General features: G+C 39.0%; 17 protein-coding genes and 1 tRNA gene. 11 read left to right on the plus strand and 7 right to left on the minus strand.

The features are described from left to right. Positions 1-6 precede the first annotated feature (6 nt). Positions 7-981 carry a fumarylacetoacetate hydrolase family protein gene (locus CBM24_RS08575; protein ID WP_088160884.1) on the minus strand — a complete coding sequence of 325 codons (975 nt, stop codon included), beginning with the start codon at positions 979-981 and terminating at the stop codon, positions 7-9. A gap of 317 nt (positions 982-1,298) precedes the next feature. Between CBM24_RS08575 and CBM24_RS08580 the strand changes: the two genes are divergently transcribed. From CBM24_RS08580 to CBM24_RS08615, 8 genes are all read left to right on the plus strand, one after another. Further along, a complete protein-coding gene (locus CBM24_RS08580) occupies positions 1,299-2,456 on the plus strand; it encodes a homogentisate 1,2-dioxygenase (RefSeq protein WP_075991796.1) in 1,158 nt (385 codons plus the stop codon). Positions 2,457-2,487: 31 nt separating this feature from the next. Then, positions 2,488-3,615: a 4-hydroxyphenylpyruvate dioxygenase gene (gene hppD / locus CBM24_RS08585; protein WP_088160885.1), complete on the plus strand. Its 1,128-nt coding sequence runs from the start codon at positions 2,488-2,490 to the stop codon at positions 3,613-3,615. Further along, positions 3,587-4,873: a Glu/Leu/Phe/Val dehydrogenase dimerization domain-containing protein gene (locus CBM24_RS08590; protein ID WP_232475730.1), complete on the plus strand. Its 1,287-nt coding sequence runs from the start codon at positions 3,587-3,589 to the stop codon at positions 4,871-4,873. The genes hppD and CBM24_RS08590 overlap by 29 nt, the downstream gene beginning before the upstream one ends. An 818-nt stretch (positions 4,874-5,691) precedes the next feature. Further along, positions 5,692-6,471: an N-formylglutamate amidohydrolase gene (locus CBM24_RS08595; RefSeq protein ID WP_088160886.1), complete on the plus strand. Its 780-nt coding sequence runs from the start codon at positions 5,692-5,694 to the stop codon at positions 6,469-6,471. Further along, positions 6,461-8,293 (plus strand): flavohemoglobin expression-modulating QEGLA motif protein, encoded by a 1,833-nt coding sequence (locus CBM24_RS08600; protein WP_088160887.1) that lies wholly within the window; start codon positions 6,461-6,463, stop codon positions 8,291-8,293. The genes CBM24_RS08595 and CBM24_RS08600 overlap by 11 nt, the downstream gene beginning before the upstream one ends. Positions 8,294-8,306: 13 nt before the next feature. Further along, positions 8,307-9,311: a glutathione synthetase gene (locus CBM24_RS08605; RefSeq protein ID WP_088160888.1), complete on the plus strand. Its 1,005-nt coding sequence runs from the start codon at positions 8,307-8,309 to the stop codon at positions 9,309-9,311. A 133-nt stretch (positions 9,312-9,444) separates the two neighbouring features. Further along, on the plus strand, positions 9,445-10,428 hold the full coding sequence (locus CBM24_RS08610; RefSeq protein ID WP_070569302.1) for a lipoate--protein ligase: 984 nt from the start codon (positions 9,445-9,447) through the stop codon (positions 10,426-10,428). A gap of 42 nt (positions 10,429-10,470) precedes the next feature. Continuing rightward, positions 10,471-11,238 carry a methyltransferase domain-containing protein gene (locus CBM24_RS08615; protein ID WP_088160889.1) on the plus strand — a complete coding sequence of 256 codons (768 nt, stop codon included), beginning with the start codon at positions 10,471-10,473 and terminating at the stop codon, positions 11,236-11,238. Between the two features lies 1 nt (position 11,239). Here the strand turns inward: CBM24_RS08615 and ybaK are convergent, their stop codons facing one another. Beyond that, positions 11,240-11,716 carry a Cys-tRNA(Pro) deacylase gene (gene ybaK, locus CBM24_RS08620; RefSeq protein WP_088160890.1) on the minus strand — a complete coding sequence of 159 codons (477 nt, stop codon included), beginning with the start codon at positions 11,714-11,716 and terminating at the stop codon, positions 11,240-11,242. 3 nt (positions 11,717-11,719) lie between these two features. Further along, positions 11,720-13,381, minus strand: a complete 1,662-nt coding sequence (locus tag CBM24_RS08625) for a DNA polymerase/3'-5' exonuclease PolX (RefSeq protein ID WP_088160891.1) — start codon at positions 13,379-13,381, stop codon at positions 11,720-11,722. 260 nt (positions 13,382-13,641) lie between these two features. Between CBM24_RS08625 and CBM24_RS08630 the strand changes: the two genes are divergently transcribed. Beyond that, the gene (locus CBM24_RS08630) at positions 13,642-14,766 is read left to right on the plus strand and encodes a lipid II:glycine glycyltransferase FemX (protein WP_088160892.1); all 1,125 of its coding nucleotides are present in this window, start codon (positions 13,642-13,644) and stop codon (positions 14,764-14,766) included. A 3-nt stretch (positions 14,767-14,769) separates the two neighbouring features. Here CBM24_RS08630 and CBM24_RS08635 read toward each other — a convergent pair whose 3' ends face one another. Then, a complete protein-coding gene (locus CBM24_RS08635) occupies positions 14,770-15,972 on the minus strand; it encodes a hypothetical protein (protein WP_232475793.1) in 1,203 nt (400 codons plus the stop codon). 342 nt (positions 15,973-16,314) lie between these two features. Between CBM24_RS08635 and CBM24_RS08640 the strand changes: the two genes are divergently transcribed. After that, positions 16,315-16,743, plus strand: coding sequence for a nuclear transport factor 2 family protein (locus tag CBM24_RS08640; RefSeq protein WP_083663549.1), 429 nt, complete (start codon positions 16,315-16,317; stop codon positions 16,741-16,743). A gap of 63 nt (positions 16,744-16,806) precedes the next feature. Here CBM24_RS08640 and CBM24_RS08645 read toward each other — a convergent pair. From CBM24_RS08645 to CBM24_RS08655, 3 genes are all read right to left on the minus strand, one after another. Next, positions 16,807-16,880 (minus strand) — tRNA-Ala (locus CBM24_RS08645). A 219-nt stretch (positions 16,881-17,099) separates the two neighbouring features. Then, the gene (gene bla, locus CBM24_RS08650) at positions 17,100-17,852 is read right to left on the minus strand and encodes a BlaB/IND/MUS family subclass B1 metallo-beta-lactamase (protein WP_088160893.1); all 753 of its coding nucleotides are present in this window, start codon (positions 17,850-17,852) and stop codon (positions 17,100-17,102) included. A gap of 73 nt (positions 17,853-17,925) precedes the next feature. Next, positions 17,926-18,264 (minus strand): cupin domain-containing protein, encoded by a 339-nt coding sequence (locus CBM24_RS08655; protein WP_088160894.1) that lies wholly within the window; start codon positions 18,262-18,264, stop codon positions 17,926-17,928. A gap of 186 nt (positions 18,265-18,450) precedes the next feature. Here CBM24_RS08655 and CBM24_RS08660 point away from each other — a divergent pair, with 186 nt between their 5' ends. Continuing rightward, positions 18,451-20,391, plus strand: a complete 1,941-nt coding sequence (locus CBM24_RS08660) for an AAA domain-containing protein (RefSeq protein ID WP_232475731.1) — start codon at positions 18,451-18,453, stop codon at positions 20,389-20,391. The last annotated feature ends 70 nt before the right edge of the window (positions 20,392-20,461 follow it).

Consider the following 20,461-nt stretch of genomic DNA (forward strand, 5'->3'; position numbering starts at 1 on the left):
GTAGATTTATGAATGGTATAATACAATAGAATTGGAAAGTTTTCCGAGCGCCGTGATTTCTAGTTCAATCTCATCGCCAAGGTCGAGCCATTGGTCTTTATGATTAGGATCCGCTATGCGTGCTGTACCATTGAGCTCAAGAAAGCAGCCTGTTCCGACTGTCCCAGAACCGATTATATCACCAGGGGAAATTTGTACACCATAGGAAACACGTTCAATAATTTCTGCAAAAGTCCAGTGCATACTCGCAAAATTACCCGCTGAGACTTGCGTGCCGTTTACTTTACAAGTCATATTGAGCTCATAACAGTCGCCAATATGTCCTGCTGCAGGTTGAACCTTATAAGGTTCCAATTCATCCTTTGTCACCAAGTAAGGTCCAATTGCTGTTGCAAAATCTTTGCCCTTGGCAGGGCCCAAACTCAATTTCATTTCCTCCATTTGGAGTTTTCTGGCACTAAAATCATTCATAATCATATAGCCAGCAATATACTCATCCGCCTGAGCAGCGGGGATATTGATTCCTGGTTTGTTGATGACTATTGCAATTTCTAGTTCGAAATCCAGTTGATTTAAATGTAAGGGCATGCATTGAACGGGACCAGGTCCCTGTATGGACTGATGGTTGGAGAAATAAAAAACGGGAAATTCATCAAATTCAGGGATCATATCTAATCCGCGGTTTCTTCTCGAGGTTGCGACATGCTGTCGAAAAGCGTAAGCATCACGAAAAGATGTTGGCTGTGGCACGGGGGCGATGAGTTGGATATCGTCTAGTAGACGATAGGGCCTGTTCATAGCTCCTTGACGCAAAGCTGTTTCAAAGATTTGTAGCTGATTCATGGTCTCTTCGCCACCTTTGAGGAAGTCCGACATCGTTGTGGGAAGGTTTTGATCGATGACTGAGCAACTATAAAAGCGGTCGTCTATAACAATGCCCAATTCTTGTTGACCATTTTTAGTGCTAGTGACAATTCTCATATATGAAGTGTTCTATTTGGTTATTCAATGTTGTTAGCATTCGACACAAATATATTGTATAAGATTTGAAAAAAATATTTCTTCTCTTGAAAATAGAAAAATATTCTTACCTTTATTAAAGCATTATAAACTATAAAAAATGATCAATCGTGGTGTACATCGCTTTGCGTCCTCCATGCCCTATGTTGCTTTTAATAAAGCAATCATAGCTGATATCGTTTTTGCACAATACTAATCTTCTCTTTTACTACTTGCCGATAGTTCTATTGGCAATTTGGATATTCATTTAATTTTATAACCGTTTAAATCGTAGAATTATGCCATTTTATGTTAAACAAGGGCAAATTCCAATGCAGCGACATACTGTTTTTAGAAAGCCCGATAACACGCTTTATGCCGAGGAATTAGTATCCACACATGGTTTTTCCAGTCTTTATTCCTTAGTGTACCATTGTCATCCACCCACACTCGTTAAACAAATAAGAGAGCCTTATGATGTGTCTCCCCGGATTGCCCGCGACAAACATCTTAAACATACCAGTCTAAAGGGATTTCAGGTACAGGCAAAAGATGACTACCTCGAAAGCAGGACACCTGTGTTGGTTAATCAGGACTTACATATATCCTTAGCAGCTCCCCGTCGGTCGATGGATGACTATTTTTATAAAAATAGCCAGGCAGATGAGATTGTCTTCATCCATCAGGGGATGGGGAAACTCAAGACTGGATATGGGAGTATCCCCTTCAAGTATGGAGATTATTTGGTAATCCCCCGAGGAACGATTTATCAAATGGAATTTGAACAGGAAGATAATCGACTGTTTATTGTTGAATCATTCTCTCCCGTACGTACGCCCAAACGTTATCGCAATGAATTTGGTCAATTGATGGAACATGCGCCCTTTTTTGAGCGGGACATTCGGGTACCTCAAAATTTGGAAACTTTTGATGAACTGGGTGACTTTGAAGTGAAGATCAAGAAGCAAGGGATGATTTATCCGTATGTTTATGGGAGCCATCCATTTGATTTTGTTGGTTGGGATGGCTATCATTTTCCATGGGCATTTTCGATTCATGATTTCATGCCGATAACAGGTAAATTGCATCAACCGCCACCCGTTCACCAGACCTTTGAAACAGACAATTTTGTCTTATGCAGTTTTTGCCCTCGTATGTATGATTACCATCCTCATTCGATTCCAGCACCATATAACCATAGTAATGTAGATTCAGATGAAGTCCTATATTATGTGGATGGCGATTTTATGAGTCGAAAATCCGTGGAAAGGGGACAGATAACGTTACATCCAGGTGGTATACCGCATGGACCTCATCCAGGGACGGTGGAAAAAAGCATTGGGCAAGTGAAAACCGAGGAGTTGGCCGTGATGATCGATCCTTTTCGACCACTGATGTTAACCCAAGAAGCACTCGATATAGAAGATCCAGATTATTATAAATCTTGGATGAGTTAGGAAAAATAAAAGAATAACCTTTATATAAATTATGGCAAATACATTTGCAGAAAAGATTGCCCAAGCGCAAGATTTTCTACCTATTAATGGCACAGATTATATTGAATTTTATGTTGGCAATGCCAAACAGGCCGCACATTATTACAAAACAGCTTTTGGTTTCCAGTCGGATGCGTATGCCGGACCGGAAACAGGCGTTCGAGATCGGGTATCCTACGTGTTAAAACAAAATAAAATACGTTTAGTGCTTACCACAGCGTTGAAATCTGACCACCCTATAACAGAACATGTTAAAAAACATGGTGATGGTGTCAAAATATTGGCGCTTTGGGTAGATGATGCACGAAAATCATTTGAAGAAACAACAAATAGGGGAGCGAAAGTCTATCAGGAACCACAACTTCTGAAGGATGAAAATGGAGAAGTTTGGACAGCAGGCATTTATACCTATGGCGAAACAGTTCACATGTTTGTTGAACGCCGCAATTATGCTGGTCCATTTATGCCAGGATATGAAAAATGGGAAAGCGATTACAATCCAACGGAAACTGGACTGCTTTATGTTGATCATTGTGTGGGTAATGTTGGCTGGAATAAGATGAATGAAACTGTAAAATGGTACCAGGATGTGATGGGGTTTGTCAATATTTTATCTTTTGATGACAAGCAAATTAATACAGAATATTCGGCTTTGATGAGTAAAGTGATGAGCAATGGAAATGGCTTTGTTAAGTTTCCAATTAATGAGCCTGCCGAAGGAAAGAAAAAATCGCAGATAGAAGAATACCTTGAATTTTATGAAGGTGAAGGTGTTCAGCATGCGGCTCTAGCAACCAAAGATATTGTGGCCACCGTGCGGGAACTTAAAGCAAGGGGAGTAGAATTTTTGGGTGCTCCTCCCGAAGCATATTACGATATGTTGCCCGAACGAGTTGGAAAAATTGATGAAGAGATACGGATCATCCAAGAACTGGGTATTCTAGTTGATCGTGATGAAGAAGGTTATTTGCTGCAAATTTTTACAAAACCGGTAGAAGATAGACCAACTTTATTTTATGAAATCATCCAACGTAAGGGGGCACAAAGTTTTGGCGCAGGAAATTTTAAGGCTCTTTTTGAAGCAATAGAACGTGAACAAGAACGCCGAGGAAACTTATAGAAATATGGAAGGGATGAAGGAATTATTGCGGGCTTTTGAGCATAAAAGTCCGGAAATTGTTTTCGAATGGAAAGATAGTGAAACTGATGCCAGGGGATGGATTGTTATCAATTCCTTACGTGGAGGTGCAGCTGGCGGGGGCACCCGAATGCGGGCTGGATTGGATAGGCATGAGGTAGAATCCTTAGCAAAAACAATGGAGGTCAAATTTACGGTATCGGGCCCTGCAATAGGGGGAGCAAAATCTGGAATTGATTTCGACCCACATGACCCAAGGAAAAATGAAGTCTTAGAACGTTGGTTTAAGGTTGTCACACCGCTATTGAAAAACTATTATGGGACAGGTGGAGATTTGAATATCGATGAAATTCATGATGTAATCCCGTTGACGGAAGAATATGGACTATGGCATCCTCAAGAAGGCATTTTGAATGGTCACTTTAAGGTGAATGAAAGCAATCGTATTCATCAAATTGGACAATTGCGTTATGGGGTTTCCAAAGTATTGGAAGATAGCTCATACAGCCCGGATCTGAAGCGCAAGTACAAAGTGGCAGATATGATCACGGGATATGGCGTGTCAGAGTCAATTCGTCATTATTATGAACTTTTTGACGAAAATTGCTTTGGAAAGCGAGCGGTAATTCAAGGTTGGGGTAATGTTGCTGCCGCAGCGGCATTTTATCTGTCTAAACTTGGTGTAAAAATAGTTGGTATAATTGATCGAGTCGGCGGACTGATCAATCCGGAAGGATTTGGAGAGGAAGATATTACCCGTTTGTTTTTAGAGCGAAAAGGCAATGAGCTTTGTTCTCCGGATCTGATTCCCTTTGATCAGATACAAAAAGAAATATGGAGCCTGGAAACGGATATTTTTGTGCCTGCTGCGGCCTCCCGCCTAGTGTCAAAAGATCAGATCCAGCACATGGTAAATCATGGGCTTGAGGTGATCGCTTCAGGTGCCAATGTACCATTTGCAGATCAAGAAATATTTTATGGGCCTGTTATGGAGTTCGCAGATCAGCATGTTGCGGTCATACCAGACTTTATTGCGAATTGTGGTATGGCGAGAGTATTTGCTTATTTAATGCAACGTAATATCGAAATTAGTGATGACGCAATTTTTTCGGATGTTTCCAGTGTGATTTTTGAAGCATTAAAGAAAATTAGGACCGTTTCTTCTAAAAAGACACATATATCATCGAGAGCATATGAAATTGCATTAAAACAGTTGGTGGAAACCGGTAACGAACAATAAGAGGCTAAACTCTAATTTACTTCTGCTATAACGCTATAAAAAAAACACTTGAAGCGGGGAACTTCAAGTGTTTTAACTAACCAATTATTAACCTAAATTTATGAATGCTTAAAACAGTGCAATACCTATGCCAAAACTTATTTTCTTAGTATGAACATATTGTCATTTTTTTGTTATTAAAATTTCTGCCTGAAATTTGATTTTTTTGAAGTTTTGTTGAAAGATCAAAACGGGGTAGACTAAAAACAAATTTCATCCTGTAGTTTTCAAATACTGGTCCTCTTGATGAAATTTTTTGTTTTTTATTTTTCTTAAAGTACTGATAAACAAAAACTCCCGAAGCGGGGAGCAACAGGAGTTTTCCTAACCAATTATTAACCTAAATTTATGAAAAGTACCTATATAACGTAGTAAGTTCAAGAAATGTTTCATCTGATTGGAGTTTTTTTTACTTTTTAACATTTTTTGACTATTGGCTATTGATTTTCAATAAAATGTACTACTATTTATTTTGTTTTCTTTTTAGGGGAAATAAAAAACCTGTTAGCGGGGACTAACAGGTTTTTTATAAACTAACTAAATTATTAACCTAAATTTATGAAACTACTTAACAATATTCAACAAAGATGCCAATGTACTAAATCCGTTAGCTGTTTAACGATTTTTAACAGCCTCGTTTCGGATAAGAAGGGGAGCCCCTAATTCTCAAGACAATCCAGTTAATTTTCAAACCTTTTGTTGCTCATAAGCGTTTATCTAAACAAAAAGGTCAGCAATCAATGCTGTCTATTTGACGTAAACTGTTTAAAAAAAGGTACATGTCTTTAACATATCGCTATCAATTTGAAAATTACGATAGCCCACTTTGGGCTTTTGCCATTCATGATGGCCATCAGATCGATGCGCATTTGATGCCCTACATAAATATTTCAGACGAGGAACGATTACGCGAAGAGGATCCTTATACGGCTATTTTGGCCGAATTACCCTGTAATCGATTTGTATCTGGAACTTCGAGGTTTCAACTGGATCTTAATCGAAAACGAGAAGATGCTATTTATCTTACACCTGAGCAATCTTGGGGGATGCGGGTATGGCGAACAGATCTACCCAATGAACTAAAAGGTCAGCTGTATGCAGCCTATGATGGCATTTATGAAGAAATAAGCCAAGCGATTCAGCACACGATTGATCATTATGGCTATTTTATCGTATATGATATTCATAGTTATAATATGCGTCGCGGGGGGGCTGAAACTAGTTTAAATAATGAAACCGACCCTCAGATCAATATTGGGACGCAACATAATCATAAAAAATGGCGAACGCTGACTGATCAGATTTTGGAAGCACTACAGACTGGAAAAGATGGACAAGTTTACGACGTCCGTGAGAATGTCAAGTTTAAGGGCGGATTCCTTTCTGCGTATTTGAATGATAAGTTTGGTGATAAAGGCTGTATTTTTTCTGTCGAATTTCGGAAAGACTTTATGGACGAATGGACTGGGGAAGTATATCCACAAAAGCTTCAGGAGTATAAACAACTTCTCTTACACAGCATTGGAACACTGGAAAATTATTTTGCCTATGAAAGATAATGCGAAACAACTTGCTGGCATTTTAAAAATGATCAAAAATAAGGAGGTTTTCCACGTACAGATTCCGCCAAAAAACAAACTGGTATTTAATCAAGTTGTTCCTTATCTGTTTTTATACAGACAGTTTTTTAGTCAAGATCCTATGCTGGCAGAGTTGGTTAAATCAGAACCAGCTTACTTTAGGGTAAGAGATCCACAGATGAATGTTTCTGAATGGATCGCTCCAATCCTCAATCAACTTGTCGAAGAGTTTGGTGCCTGTTTGATTATTGAGGCTTGGGCAGCAGATTCCGCACAGGAGGAAGATATTCAAATTCATATTGCGCGGAAAAATGTACAGGCTATCGCTCAGTATCTAGGTAAGCAACTGACAACAGAGGAATCGATTTCCAAAGTGGAGATACTGACAGATTCCAAAACAAATGCAACGCAAAGTTTATCCCCTTCGAGTGTACAGTTGGATAATCTGAACACCAATATATTTTACATGGGGCTGGAGATAAAACCGAAATACCTTTTAGGGGTAGATCAGCAAATTTTACCGATCGATCTGCGTCATTTCCGTGAAGCCATATCCAGGAGTCTGTCGAAAACATTCTTTGAATTCATACGTATACATACCTTATCTAAACCTACGGCATTTAAAATAAGCCAGCCTAAAAAGATGCTTCCTTTAGCTTGGGAGATTGATCAGAAGTTAGCGCGGGAAAGTCAACGATTTGATTTTTTATTATTGGTTACACCAACAAATTCTTACGATGCTTGGCAGCAATTTAAGAAGGGGAATTACCGAAAAACTCCTGTGTTTCGATATAGGCCCATGCCTATTGATCCAGATATTATCAAGAGAAACCTCTATAACTTGCATATCGAAGATTTATTTGATCCTTCCATTGCTTATTTGTTTCGTGATAAACGCAAGGAGCTTGATCAGATGATGACCATGTTGAGTGAGCGGGGAAAAGAAGGATTTTTGTTGGGCAGTATGCAGGTTTTTGGTACTGTCAATGAAAAATTGTTGGAAAAGGCTCAGGCAATTTTGACCATTACGACAACGGATCGAGAAGTGAGAACGAAAGAAGAGGAAATTGTCTATGCCGAAGAGTTCGCTAAGCTCGCCCAGGAAGAATTGGATTATCTGAAAAACCAAGATCCAAGCTTTGGCACCACAGTGCGGCTACGGGATGATATTTATGGCGTGATGGTAAATCAAGGCGTACTCAATATAAGTAAGCAGTATAGTTTGCCAAGGAATAGGGTAAAGGCATTGATTCAACATGAGGTCGGTACACATATTGTTACTTACTATAATGGGAAGCAACAGCCGTTCAGTCTCTTTAGATTAGGGGTTCCCGGTTATGAAAAACTGCAGGAAGGCCTCGCTGTACTTGCTGAGTATTTGGTGGGCGGTCTGACAAATAATAGACTACGTATTCTGGCAGGCAGAGTTATCGCTGTCCATCATATGCAGCAGGGCGGTTCATTTATTGATACATTTTCAGTATTGGTAGACAAGTACCAATTTTTGACCGAAACAGCTTTTCAAATGACAATGCGGGTCTATCGAAGTGGTGGGCTTACCAAAGATGCATTATACTTGAGTGGTTTAATCGAATTGACTAATTATATCAAGAGCGGGCGAGATCTATCCCTGTTGACGATGGGTAAAATCCGCGAAGATTATATCCCAATCGTTGAAGAACTCATGTTAAAGGGTGTCTTGAAGGCTCCGGTCCTGACACCAAGGTATCTAATGGACCCATACAAGGATGCCTTGTTACAGCTCAAAAAAAGTAATGGAATATTTCAAATGATTCAGTAATCAGATAGTTTATATGAAGATAGCATTCGTGATCAATCAAACCCATAAAGAAACTGCTCGTTTCACGACGACTGTTTTGGCATTGAAAGCCCATCAAATGGGACATGAAATTTATTATATTGGCTTGGCCAATTTCTACTATGAGTCGGCCCATATTGCCGCCCATGTGCGAAAAGTACTCCCTGATCAGATGCTTACCTCTACCAATAGCCTCATGGAAGTATTGCGCGCAACAGAGAAAACGAAGATGATGTTGGAAGATATGGATGTGGTTTGGCTACGGTTTGATCCAGTCCTGGATATGGTTAGCCGACCTTGGGCTGCCGCTTCAGCCCTACAATTTGCCGCTCTCCTAAAAGAAAAAGGTGTATTGGTTATCAATGATCCCGATAGCCTTAGTCGGGCTAGTAATAAGTTGTATCTCGAGGGATTTGATGAATCTATTCGACCTAAAACAATTGTAACCCGAAACTATGCCGATGTCATTGAATTTTTTGAACAACAGAATAAGCTTATTATTTTGAAACCCTTGAAGGGGTCCGGCGGTAAAAACGTGTTTTTAATCAATAAGGATAATCAGCAAAACCTCAAGCAAACTGTAGAGGCTATTGCCCGAGATGGTTATGTGATTGGCCAGGAATATCTTCCGGAAGCTGCCCGCGGTGATATTAGATTCTTTTTACTAAATGGAGAGCCTATTTCGATCAATGGTAAGTATGCTGCTGTTCATCGCGTGCAACAGGGGGATGAGATTCGGAGCAATGTGCATCAAGGTGCAAAGACGCAAGAAGCTATTATTTCACCGGAGTTATTGCTTATGGTTGATAAGATCCGGAATAAATTAGTTCAAGACGGAATGTATTTTGTTGGTTTGGATGTGGTAGGAGATCGTATTATGGAAATCAATGTATTTAGTCCTGGTGCATTATGCCAGACGGAAGAAATTGTAAAAGAAGATTTTTCGGCGCTTATTATTGAAAAATTAGCGGAGAAGGTTGCTTTCAGAGAACGAGGTTGATGACAATTGTATCGATGAAAATTGATGTTGTTGAAATCGCTGCGGGAGTGCTAAGCTAGATGATTTGCGGTAATTATGAATTTGAAATGAATTACAGGAATTAAATTCTTGTTATTTTTGAAAAAAGAAAAATATGCTGATTATCGATTCTCCATCCCGCAACGCCTATTTTAACATCGCTTCAGAGGAGTATTTATTGGGTAAATTTCCTGAAGAGGATATTTTTTTACTCTATGTAAATGACCCTTCAATTATCGTGGGTAAATTTCAGAATACCTTGTCCGAAATCAATCTTGATTATGTCAACGAGCATCAGATTAAGGTTGTGCGACGAATGTCTGGCGGTGGTGCTGTTTATCATGATGCTGGAAACTTAAATTTTTCTTTTCATACCTTATTGGGAAATCATGATTTTATGGATTTTTCTACCTTTACACAGCCGATTGTACATATTTTGAACAAATTGGATATCCCTGCAAAATTAGAAGGAAGAAATGACCTCCTGGTAGATGGGAAGAAGTTTAGTGGAAATGCCAAGCTTGCAAAAAATGGGAAGATGATTCAACATGGTACGATATTGATTGATTCGCAGATGCAGGTATTAAGCGATGCTTTAAAGGTCAATCCATTGAAGTTTGTAGATAAGGCTGTAAAATCGAATCGCGCACGTGTCACAAACTTAATTGAATATCTACCTGCTGGTTTTACGACTGGAGATTTTAAGGAATTGTTGATTGAAGAAATAAAACGTGAGAATCCGGCAGCCAAAATGATTGAGTTTACCGCTTCGGATATTAAAAATATAGAAAAATTGGTTGAAGAGAAGTATGAAACATGGGATTGGAACTTCGGTTTTTCACCAAATTATAACTTTAAAAAAGCAATTAAGATCCCTGCGGGATTCATCGAGTTGCATTTGGATGTACATAAAGGATACATTGAACGGGCTAAAATTTTCGGTGATTTTTTTGCATCCCGATCAATTCATGAACTTGAAAATTTATTGATTGGTGAAAAGCATGAAGTAGGAGAGATTGATACCTTACTGAAATCAATTGATTTGACGACGTATTTTGGAAAAGTTGAACCCGCAGAAATTCTTACTTTGTTTAAATAGAAAATGTAGTACTGCCCTATACGGGTGTTAATTAATAAATATATGCCTTGGAATCCAGCTATATACAATCAATTTAAAGATGTCCGTTTTAAACCGTTTTATGATTTATCTGAACTAATTACTACCGATAAAATGGAACATGCCGTCGATTTAGGTTGCGGTACAGGTGAACAGACAGCTATCTTAAGCGAACAATTCTCTCAAGCGACCTTTCTTGGGATAGATTCTTCTGCGGAAATGCTTTCTAAAAGCCATAAGTTGGAAACGGAACGTCTGAAATTTAGGCAAAGTTCCGTTGAGAACTTCATTGCAGAGCCAAAAACCTGGGATCTTATATTCAGTAATGCTGCTTTACAATGGCTGGAAGATCATCAGGCTCTTTTCCCTCAAATTATTTCTAAGCTTAATGTTGGCGGGCAATTGGCGATACAAATGCCTTATCAGCCCGAAAATATACTCAATAAAATTCTATTTGAATTGGCGACGGAAGAACCCTATCGATCCTATTTAAGGGGCTGGGATAGGCCTTCTTCGGTATTGGATATGGATACTTATGCGCAATTGTTATTTGATAATGGCCTGGATCAATTAAACCTTTCTCTTCGTGTATATCCGCTCATTGCTGCTGATGCAGACATGCTTTACAATTTTATCGCTGGGTCTGCTTTGATTCCTTACATGGAACAATTGGAGGAAGATAAGAAGTCTGTGTTTGTAACTGAATTTAAAACACGTATCGAAAAACATTTCACTAAATTTCCAGCGATCTATTCTTTCAAGCGCATTTTATTATATGGGCGTAAAGGGTAATTCACATATCGATCAAATCGGACCAATGGGCAGCTGTGATCGTAGCCAGGTCTGTTGGGGCTAAAATAATCTGAAGCCCCCTTTTTCCTGCGCTTACCGAAATCGCTGTCTCCAATTGTGCGGCCTCTTCAATAAAGGTTGAGAACTGTTTTTTCATGCCAATAGGTGAACAGCCACCACGAATATAGCCGGTCACCGTTAAAAGGTCTTTCATTGGGAGCATTTCGCAGTTTTTATTCCCAGAGGCCTTCGCTATTTTTTTAAGGTCGAGCTGTGCGTTTCCGGGAATTACGGCAACAATATAAGGATCTTTGTTGCCTTTTAAGACCAGGGTTTTATAAAGCGTTTCGGGTGACAAACCTAGGGTTTCGGCGACATGCTCAGCACTGACGTCCTGTTCGTCTACCTCATATGCTCTGAGTTCATACTTAATTTTTGCTGTGTCCAACAGCCGAACAGCATTTGTTTTACTCGACATACCCTAGCCTTGTTTTTTCTTATTAAAATAGGTCGTTATGGCATCTAGCGCGTATGCATTCAAACAGTTGCTTGCCTGCAAACCACCCTTTTGCGCCACCAATACACCATATTGCATATCGTGCAATCCCTCTGTACGATGGGCATCGGGATTGATGGAAAGTAAAACTCCTTTCTCTACTGCATAACGGTGCCATCTCCAATCCAGATCTAATCGTAAAGGATTTGCATTTATCTCAATGACAACGCCATTTGCCGCACAAGCATCGATTACCCGTTTAAAATCTAAGGGATATCCGGCTCTACTTAATAATAGTCTTCCTGTTGGATGGCCTAAGATTGTTGTATACGGATTTTCGATCGCTTTGATTAGTCTTGTTGTGGCTTTGTCTTCGTCCATTTTCAGATTGGAGTGTACGGAGGCGACAACGAAGTCAAACTTAGCCAACACCTCATCGGGATAGTCTAATGAACCGTCAGCTAGAATATCAGATTCAATTCCCCTGAAAATCTTGAATGGAGCCAATTTTTCGTTTAATGTCGCAATCTCATTCCACTGCTGCTCCAATCGCTCAATGGAGAGGCCGTTGGCATAAACTGCCGTTCGCGAGTGATCGCATATACCCAAATATTCTAGCCCCAGGACATCTTTACAATGTAATGCCATTTGCTCGAGGCAATGTACGCCGTCACTATAGGTGGAGTGATTGTGGAGTGTTCCCCTGAGATCTTTGTATTGAATCAGCTTTGGCAGTGAATGCGTTTGAGCCTGCACTATTTCATTCAACCCCTCTCGTAATTCGGGTTCAATATAATCTAAACCCAAGTTACGGTAAATGGCCTCTTCACTGGAAAGTGAAGGAAGATCCGGTAGAATATTAAATAGAAGATCGAGATGTGCAGTGGATCCAGTACTAAGAACCAGGTCGCGATAAAAATCATTGATATTACTACTGAATACTTTGAAAGTAAACCCCAATTCATCGGTCAGTTCTATGGAGTTTTCTGTTTTTTCCACTAAAGTAAATCCATCGAGGAATTTTTCGACGTTGTCTATACTTTCCGATATTAAAAGATCTACGGTACTCAAAACCTCGCATTTTCTTCTGAAATCTCCTGTATATGACAGCAGCGAAGAAGGGAAATGCAATTTCAATTCGTTGAAAAATTTTTCTGCCAGTGGAAGTACTTTTGCATATAAAAACCATCCCTTGTTGGAAATAGAAAACTCAATGGATTTTTTGATGTCTTCCTGCGTTTTAAGACCAAACCCTTTTGCTTCTACGAGACGGTTTTCATTACAGGCGTAAAGTAATTCGCCCACACTTTCAATCTCGAGTTCTTTCCAGATAATTTGAATCTTTTTAGGGCCAAGGCCCTTAATATTTAACATTTCAATAATACCGGATGGTGTGTTTTCAATAAGATCCTCAAGCTCTTTGAAAGTTCCTGTAGCGGCAACTTCTTTGGCTTTTTCAGCCGTACTTTTTCCTATTCCTGGCTGTGCACTCAAATCTTCAAGACTGGCCTCTTCAATACGGAAAGGTAGCTTGTCCAACTTAAAAGAGGCACTTGCAATGGATTTTGTTCGAAAAGGATTTTCGTTGTGAAGCTCCATCAATTGGCTACATAATTTGAAAATTTTTGAGATCGCTTTATTGTCCATCGTATTTGAATTGTTAAGCTACAAATATCTTAAATTTTAGGTCAAAATAACAATTCAAATACGGATATTATAGCGTTAAATAATGTAAAAAAGCTACTTTAAATGCCTGTTTTTCTCTATTTCTTGAAATTAACAACAAAGTGACAAATGCATGTGTGCTTAACCAAACATTTTGGCTATGTTTGCCGTTTTTGGGTGTTAAAATTGTGGTTATTTTGAGCATATCTTATAAAAACAACCCTATTAAATAGTAAAATATCATGATAGCAGACATTAGTGACAAAGAAATCAGTGGGCTTTATAAAACAGGTATTATTCAACAAACTGCTTATTGGTCTGCAGTAAAAAAAATGCAAGGTATACAATCCAAGGCATTTAATTTTAAATCCAAACAATCCGATCTGTATGTTGGGGTCGAAGACGATACCTATTTTATCGGCGATCTATTAATTATCATACAAGCCATAGATCAGGAACATAGCATTGCCTATGTACCTTATGGGCCTGAGATTGAACCTTCAGATGAAAACCAGGGCTATTTTTTAGAACAGTTATCGGAGAGCTTACGTTCCCATCTGCCACCAAATTGTATAATGATACGCTATGATCTATCTTGGGAATCACATTGGGCTAAAGAGGATGATTGTTATGATCTTCATGGTAACTGGCTAGGGGTACCGGAGAAACGTATTCAGGAAATGCGCTTTAATTTTAATACAGAAAACTGGAACTTTCATAAAGCCAATACAGATATACTGCCTTCCAATACTATTTTTATGGATCTTAGAAAGGGTGAGGATATGTTGCTTGGAAATATGAAATCTAAGACGAGATATAATATCAATTTAGCAGAGCGAAAAGGAGTACGTGTGCGTTCGCTGGGGCTTGAAAGTTTGGCGGTTTGGTATGAGCTTTATCGGCAGACAGCTCTTCGAAACAACTTTTTTTTACATGATATAAGCTATTTTAAGATCGTTCTTTCTGCAAGGGCAAGTGATACATTATCTCCCGCAGATGTATATCTTTTAGTAGCCGAAGTGGATAACCAGCCTTTGGCCGCTATGTTTTTGGTAATTGCGGCAAATCGGGGGACTTATCTATATGGAGCTTCTGCTTCCGAAAATCGTAATTATATGGCGACATACGCTTTGCAATGGCGTGCGATGCAGCTTGCGAAAGAAAAAGGCTGTACGGAATATGATTTCTTTGGAGTATCGCCACAGGCAGATCCTTCACACCCTTTATATGGCCTTTATCGTTTCAAAACAGGATTTGGTGGTGAAATCTACCATCGTATGGGCTGTTGGGATTATCCCTTGGACAATAGGAAATATCAGTACTATGCGTCAATGGAGTTTAAAAACCAGCGCTATCATTTAAGTTAGAAATTAGAAGACCTCACCCAAGGTGAGCCTAACGCCGCGGTGATTCTTACTGATACCATAGTCGATTCCAATGTTGGTGCCCGAGTTTTTGTTAAATTTAATTCGTGCACCAGCACCAGTGCCGACGTTCCAGTCTTCGAACATGGAATTCTTTGGTCCGTTTAATGTGGTAAAGTTCATAAATGCAACAAATCCAAATAAGCCATTTTGGGTGATATCACGACGATATTCCGTTTCTAAATAGTAAAGTGATTTGCCACGAAAGCGGCTGACTGGAAAGCCTCTTCCCGAACTATTGTATGGATCCCATCCTAAATTCGGAAGATCAAGATAGGGCGCTTTACTATTAAATACCGTCCAGAAGAAACTCCTTATGGCAATCATATTTTGGCGATTTCTGTCTTGGGTAAGCCTATGGTATCGTCTAACTTCGAGAAATAGCGATTTCCAGTTCTGATCGCTTCCTAAAAATGTCGGATTTACACGGAACTGTAAATTGGCATAGTTACCCGACCAGGTATTGATCGAATTGGCGCGCGTATCGTAAATTAAATTGAAGCTGACTCCTGAAGACATGGTATTGTCTTTTAAATCTGTTCCATAAGGGTAGGAAGTGTAGTCTTCGAGCTTGGTATTGCTCGTAGACTTAATATTCATTCTATAATCCAGGTCATAACCAATGCCCATAAAAAGGCCTCCATGAATTCTTTTTAATGCATGTTGGTATAAACGAAAGTAGGTGTAATCTAAATTAATCTGCTGATCACCATGATGCTCTTTGCCGATACCCCAAGTTTCGTGCGGATATTTTAGTAGGCGGATATCGCCATCAATCACCCATGTATTCTCTTTTAACCAGATGTAAGAACGGATTGGCAGGCCAAATCGTTTTCCAAAATTTGTGTAGGGCGTAAATGTCATTTTGGACATATAGGTATCGGAACGATCTCCTAAATAAAACCCTGCGGTTGTACTTGTAATTAAAGCATGCCCGCCTCCAGGAACATTTGTCGAAAAGGGTAAAAAGGAAAAATAGATTTTCTTTCCTGTACTATCGACTGTTTGGGGTGGCTTGATATGTAATATTTCTTTTCCAATATCAATCAGGTCCCGTTGTTTACTTGTATCAGCGAGATGTTTGGTAGTTTCTATTTCATTGACGGGACGTTGTGCATATGCAGTATCGGCAAGTACAAGTAGAACCATCAAAATAGAACATTTAATATAAAAAATATATGCGCTATCGTAGTGTGTCATGAAAGAATGCAATCTAGCAGGAAATAGATAGAATAACAATATTCAAACCAATAATTTATTCATTCTGTCACGTTTTGGCTATAAAGAGAATTGATTGGAAATTTCATTCGCCTAGAAAAAAATATCATTTACCGATTTTAATGTAATGTTAATCTAAATGTAATGAAATCAATATATGAGTTGTCTTAACTTTGAATCAGAAAATAAATAAAAAAAGTACGCAACAAATTTATATAGTAAGCGACAATAAAATAAGAAAATATACTAATACATTATAAAATTGAAAAAGATATGAAAACTTTAGTAAAAACATTTGTAGCAGCGGCAATGATTGCAATCTCTACTTGCTCAATGGCTTCAGTTAAACCAGAAGAACGCAATTTAATTACTGCTGATTTAGCCATCGATGAATACGTTGGAGCAATGACCGAAGGTCAGGTAGCTAATTTGGACAAGCTTTTTACAGCTGATTTTGACCAGAAAATTTGCGGTAAACAAGATTTGAAACATAGCCGTCATGAGATGATTGAATTTTTGAAAAAACAAAAAGGAATCAAGATGAACTGCAGAACAACAACACAGATCGTTGAAGAATTACCTGATTATGCAATAGCGAAAGTTACGATGCAATTTGATGGTTTTGCTAAAACAGATCTGATCACACTTGTTAAAGAAAACGGAACCTGGAAAATTTCTAAATCTGTAAACTCTTATAAATAAGAATTTGCTGTCAAAATTGGTCGATTAAAAATAAAAAAAGGGTACTTAAGTACCCTTTTTTTGTGGAGCATATCAGATTCGAACTGATCACCTCTTCACTGCCAGCGAAGCGCTCTAGCCAAATGAGCTAATGCCCCTGCTTTATTTGGTGTCGCTAAGATAGTACTTTTTTGGATAAACTAAGCCTCTTTTTTATTTTTCTACTGTTTTTTGTAGATCTGTTTTCTAGTTGCTTTTTTTTGACGATCTAAATGCATTATAATCAATGGTTTTATCTATTTGGTTCCTTAAAGATATTTTTATCCTATTGAAAAACAAGAGAGTTTACAGGCGTACTGGAGGATATGAACAATGTATTAGTGTCCTCCTGTAAGCAGCGCTTCGGTTCGCTTTATCTGACCTTTATCTTTCCAGGCATCGTGCCCAGGAATAACCATATTAATTTCGGGATATTTTGCCAATAACCTCGCTAGGGATGGCTTCCAGGATTTTATATCCCCATCTGCCGTAAATCCTAGATCTTGGGCTTCGGAGCTTTTTATAAAACAACCACCGTCTAGGATCTTATATTTGGGAAACCAGACAACAACATTGTCCATGGAGTGTCCGGCACCAAAAAAGTTCAAAACAAAAGATTGTCCGCCGACGCTGTAGGTTTTATTGGTGGAAACAAGATGAGTGGCCTGGGCTTTGTGATTTGTTTTTAGCAGTTCGTTCGTCATTTTTGTTGCATAGGTTGGAATTCCAATGCGGTTGTAATAAGCAAAGCCACCTGCCCGGTCTTCGTGCCAGTGTGTCGCGTAAACAGCAATGACGGGTAAATTATGTTTCTGTTTGATACTGTCCAATAAGGGTTGATATTGTGTGGAATCCCATGGTGTATCAAAAAGGATAACGCCTTTTTTTGTAATTAGGTATACCGCATTAGCAGCATATTTGGTCCCTTCAAATGTATTAAAGGTCGTGTAAAGATACAGTTGCGGATTTATCTTCTCTATTAAAAGAGGCTTTTCTTGCGCTTGTAGAGATGGGGAAAGACCGAGTAAACCAATGCTCAGGCATACACCAGCAAATGTTGCGCGAATATGAGGAGAAAGAAGTGAGATCATATTTTTGAATGTTATTGCATTAACGTTAGAACAAAATGATTATTATTTTTTCAAGACCTTGTTAATACATTTTTTAGGTAGACTGAACAAAGTCTTCGCGATAAGGAGTGAACGAATCGATCAGTTCTCCTTCTTCAAGACATTCACATCCATGAATCAATTGTGAATAAATGATACAAGAATCACCTGCGGTTAGGATGCGATCAACACCATCAATATGGTATCGGAATTTTCCCGCACTCACATAAGAAATCTGTGTGTGTGGGTGTTGATGAAGTGCACCGATGGCCCCTTTTTTAAAACGAACTTTCATGAGCATGAGTTCATCATTAAAAACGAGTATTTTTCGCATAACGCCTTCGCCCAGGTCTGTCCATTGCTGCTCGTTGTCGTGTAAGAATATTTCGCTCATCTAATTGTTGATTTATGGATGTTTCGATTGGAAAACGCTCTTTTTTCAATTATAGTAAAAAATTACGAATTTACGGCCAGATCCATTGCTTCTTTTGAAGCATATCAATTTGCTTTATAAAATTTGACAAAAGATGGGATGAATTAAAAAACAAATGGTCTAAATACGTGAAAAAACAGTTATTTTGTGTTTGAGCAATATGTATATTACACGATGAATTATTTCGACGAGCTTATTACTTTATTACAAGAAGAGCAGCAATTTGATCGATTACAACATGAAAACTTGTTGTTGAAAAGTAGTTTGAATGAACGAAGAATGCAAGGTGTCACCTGGTTTCCGATTCAGATAACAGATACGGAGCTCGGAAGAGGAGACTATTTGTCCGTTAATTTAAATCGAACAAATCATTATGAGGTCGAACATAAGTTTCGCTTTGGTATGCCAGTTTGTCTGTTCTCAAATCACGATCCCGACCGAGATCGAATAGAGGGCATCATATCTTCGATCAATAGGGATGGGATGCGAATTTCATTTCGTGTCGATGAACTTCCAGAATGGAGCAGAAGAGGGAAGCTTGGTGTTGATTTGTTATTTGATGAGTATTCCTATCGGGAGATGTTCAATGCATTGGAGAAAGGAAAGGAATTGAGTCGTGATGCAAAGCAAGGTAGTTTTGTGAGAAGATTAATCGGTGAAGAGGTGATTCCAACTGAATCTATTGGAAAATTCTTTGAGCATCCCAACTTAAATACGGGGCAAAATAAAGCGATCCAACAGCTATTGGAAGCAAGTACTGTGGCTCTTTTGCATGGGCCGCCGGGGACAGGGAAAACAACAACATTGGTTCAGGCCGTGAGCGCATTGCTAAAACAATACAACAAGCAAGTATTGGTTGTTGCGCCGAGCAATACGGCCGTTGATCTGTTAACCGAACGTTTAGACGCTGCTGGAATTGCAGTAACAAGAATAGGAAACCCTGTTAAGGTTTCGGAACATCTTCAAGAATTGACACTCGATGCAAAGATTGATCGACATCCCGCAAATAAGGATATTAAAACACTTCAAAAACAAGTGCGGACGTATACAGAGATGGCTCAAAAATATAAACGTAATTTTGGAAAGGCCGAGCGGGAGCAAAGAAAAGCATTGTTTGATGAGGCCCATCGAATCAGAAAAGATGTCGATAAGATTCAGGATTTTATCAGTGCAGATGTTTTGGATAAATCGCAGGTAATCACTGCAACTTTGGTTGGATCGAATCATGAGGTTATTCGCAATCGCAGCTATGAAACAGTCATTATTGATGAGGCCGCACAAGCGTTGGAGCCTGCTTGCTGGATACCGATATTAAAGGCACATCGAGTTATTTTGGCGGGAGACCACAATCAATTGCCTCCTACTGTAAAATCCAGTAGGGTACCTCACCATGGCCTGAGCTATACATTATTCGAAAAATTGGTGGACCATAATCCGCAATTAGTTTCTTTGTTAGATATGCAGTATCGCATGAATGAACAAATTATGGAATACCCGTCCGCAGCTTTGTATAATGGTTTGTTGAGAGCAGATAGTACAGTGGCACAATGGAGCTTAGCAGTGGATACCGAACCGGTCTTATTTATCGATACAGCGGGAGCGGGGTTTGAAGAAACGGAAAGTGAGGGCGCAATCTTCAATATTGGAGAAGCTCATTTTATTAAAGCCCATCTGAACGACCATATTGGGGCTTGGAAAGCTTCCTTGAGCCTAAATGAAAGCCTGAGCATCGGGGTGATTGCACCTTATCGAAAGCAGGCCACTTTATTGAAGGAGGTATTGGATGAGGAAGAAGCGCTACGACCTTTCAACGACTTGATTAAAATACAGACAATAGACAGTTTTCAAGGACAGGAGAAGGATGTTATTTATATCAGTTTGACCAGAAGTAACGCTGAACAGCAGATTGGTTTTTTGTCTGATGTTCGCCGGATGAATGTGGCAATGACTAGGGCTAAGAAGAAATTGGTTGTTATTGGAGATAGTGCTACAATAGGTTCACATCCGTTTTACCGAGAATTTATTGCCTATACCGAGTCGATAGGGCACTATCATAGTGTGTGGGAATGGGATATTTCAGCAATATAAAGCAAGATGCCACTTCATAGGAAGTGGCATCTTGCTTTTATTGAAACTTACTGACTAGATTGATTCTGTA

Source organism: Sphingobacterium sp. G1-14 (genome assembly GCF_002196555.1).
Taxonomy (GTDB): Bacteria; Bacteroidota; Bacteroidia; order Sphingobacteriales; family Sphingobacteriaceae; genus Sphingobacterium; species Sphingobacterium siyangense.

Excerpts from the sequence above, each read along its gene's own strand:
- CBM24_RS08580 (WP_075991796.1), top strand. The coding sequence starts at position 1,299 with ATGCCATTTTATGTTAAACAAGGGCAAATTCCAATGCAGCGACATACT.
- hppD (WP_088160885.1), top strand. The coding sequence starts at position 2,488 with ATGGCAAATACATTTGCAGAAAAGATTGCCCAAGCGCAAGATTTTCTA.
- CBM24_RS08625 (WP_088160891.1), bottom strand. The coding sequence starts at position 13,381 with ATGGACAATAAAGCGATCTCAAAAATTTTCAAATTATGTAGCCAATTG.
- CBM24_RS08575 (WP_088160884.1), bottom strand. The coding sequence starts at position 981 with ATGAGAATTGTCACTAGCACTAAAAATGGTCAACAAGAATTGGGCATT.
- ybaK (WP_088160890.1), bottom strand. The coding sequence starts at position 11,716 with ATGTCGAGTAAAACAAATGCTGTTCGGCTGTTGGACACAGCAAAAATT.
- CBM24_RS08600 (WP_088160887.1), top strand. The coding sequence starts at position 6,461 with ATGAAAGATAATGCGAAACAACTTGCTGGCATTTTAAAAATGATCAAA.
- bla (WP_088160893.1), bottom strand. The coding sequence starts at position 17,852 with ATGATCTCACTTCTTTCTCCTCATATTCGCGCAACATTTGCTGGTGTA.
- CBM24_RS08595 (WP_088160886.1), top strand. The coding sequence starts at position 5,692 with ATGTCTTTAACATATCGCTATCAATTTGAAAATTACGATAGCCCACTT.
- CBM24_RS08635 (WP_232475793.1), bottom strand. The coding sequence starts at position 15,972 with ATGGTTCTACTTGTACTTGCCGATACTGCATATGCACAACGTCCCGTC.
- CBM24_RS08605 (WP_088160888.1), top strand. The coding sequence starts at position 8,307 with ATGAAGATAGCATTCGTGATCAATCAAACCCATAAAGAAACTGCTCGT.
- CBM24_RS08615 (WP_088160889.1), top strand. The coding sequence starts at position 10,471 with ATGCCTTGGAATCCAGCTATATACAATCAATTTAAAGATGTCCGTTTT.
- CBM24_RS08640 (WP_083663549.1), top strand. The coding sequence starts at position 16,315 with ATGAAAACTTTAGTAAAAACATTTGTAGCAGCGGCAATGATTGCAATC.
- CBM24_RS08610 (WP_070569302.1), top strand. The coding sequence starts at position 9,445 with ATGCTGATTATCGATTCTCCATCCCGCAACGCCTATTTTAACATCGCT.
- CBM24_RS08630 (WP_088160892.1), top strand. The coding sequence starts at position 13,642 with ATGATAGCAGACATTAGTGACAAAGAAATCAGTGGGCTTTATAAAACA.
- CBM24_RS08655 (WP_088160894.1), bottom strand. The coding sequence starts at position 18,264 with ATGAGCGAAATATTCTTACACGACAACGAGCAGCAATGGACAGACCTG.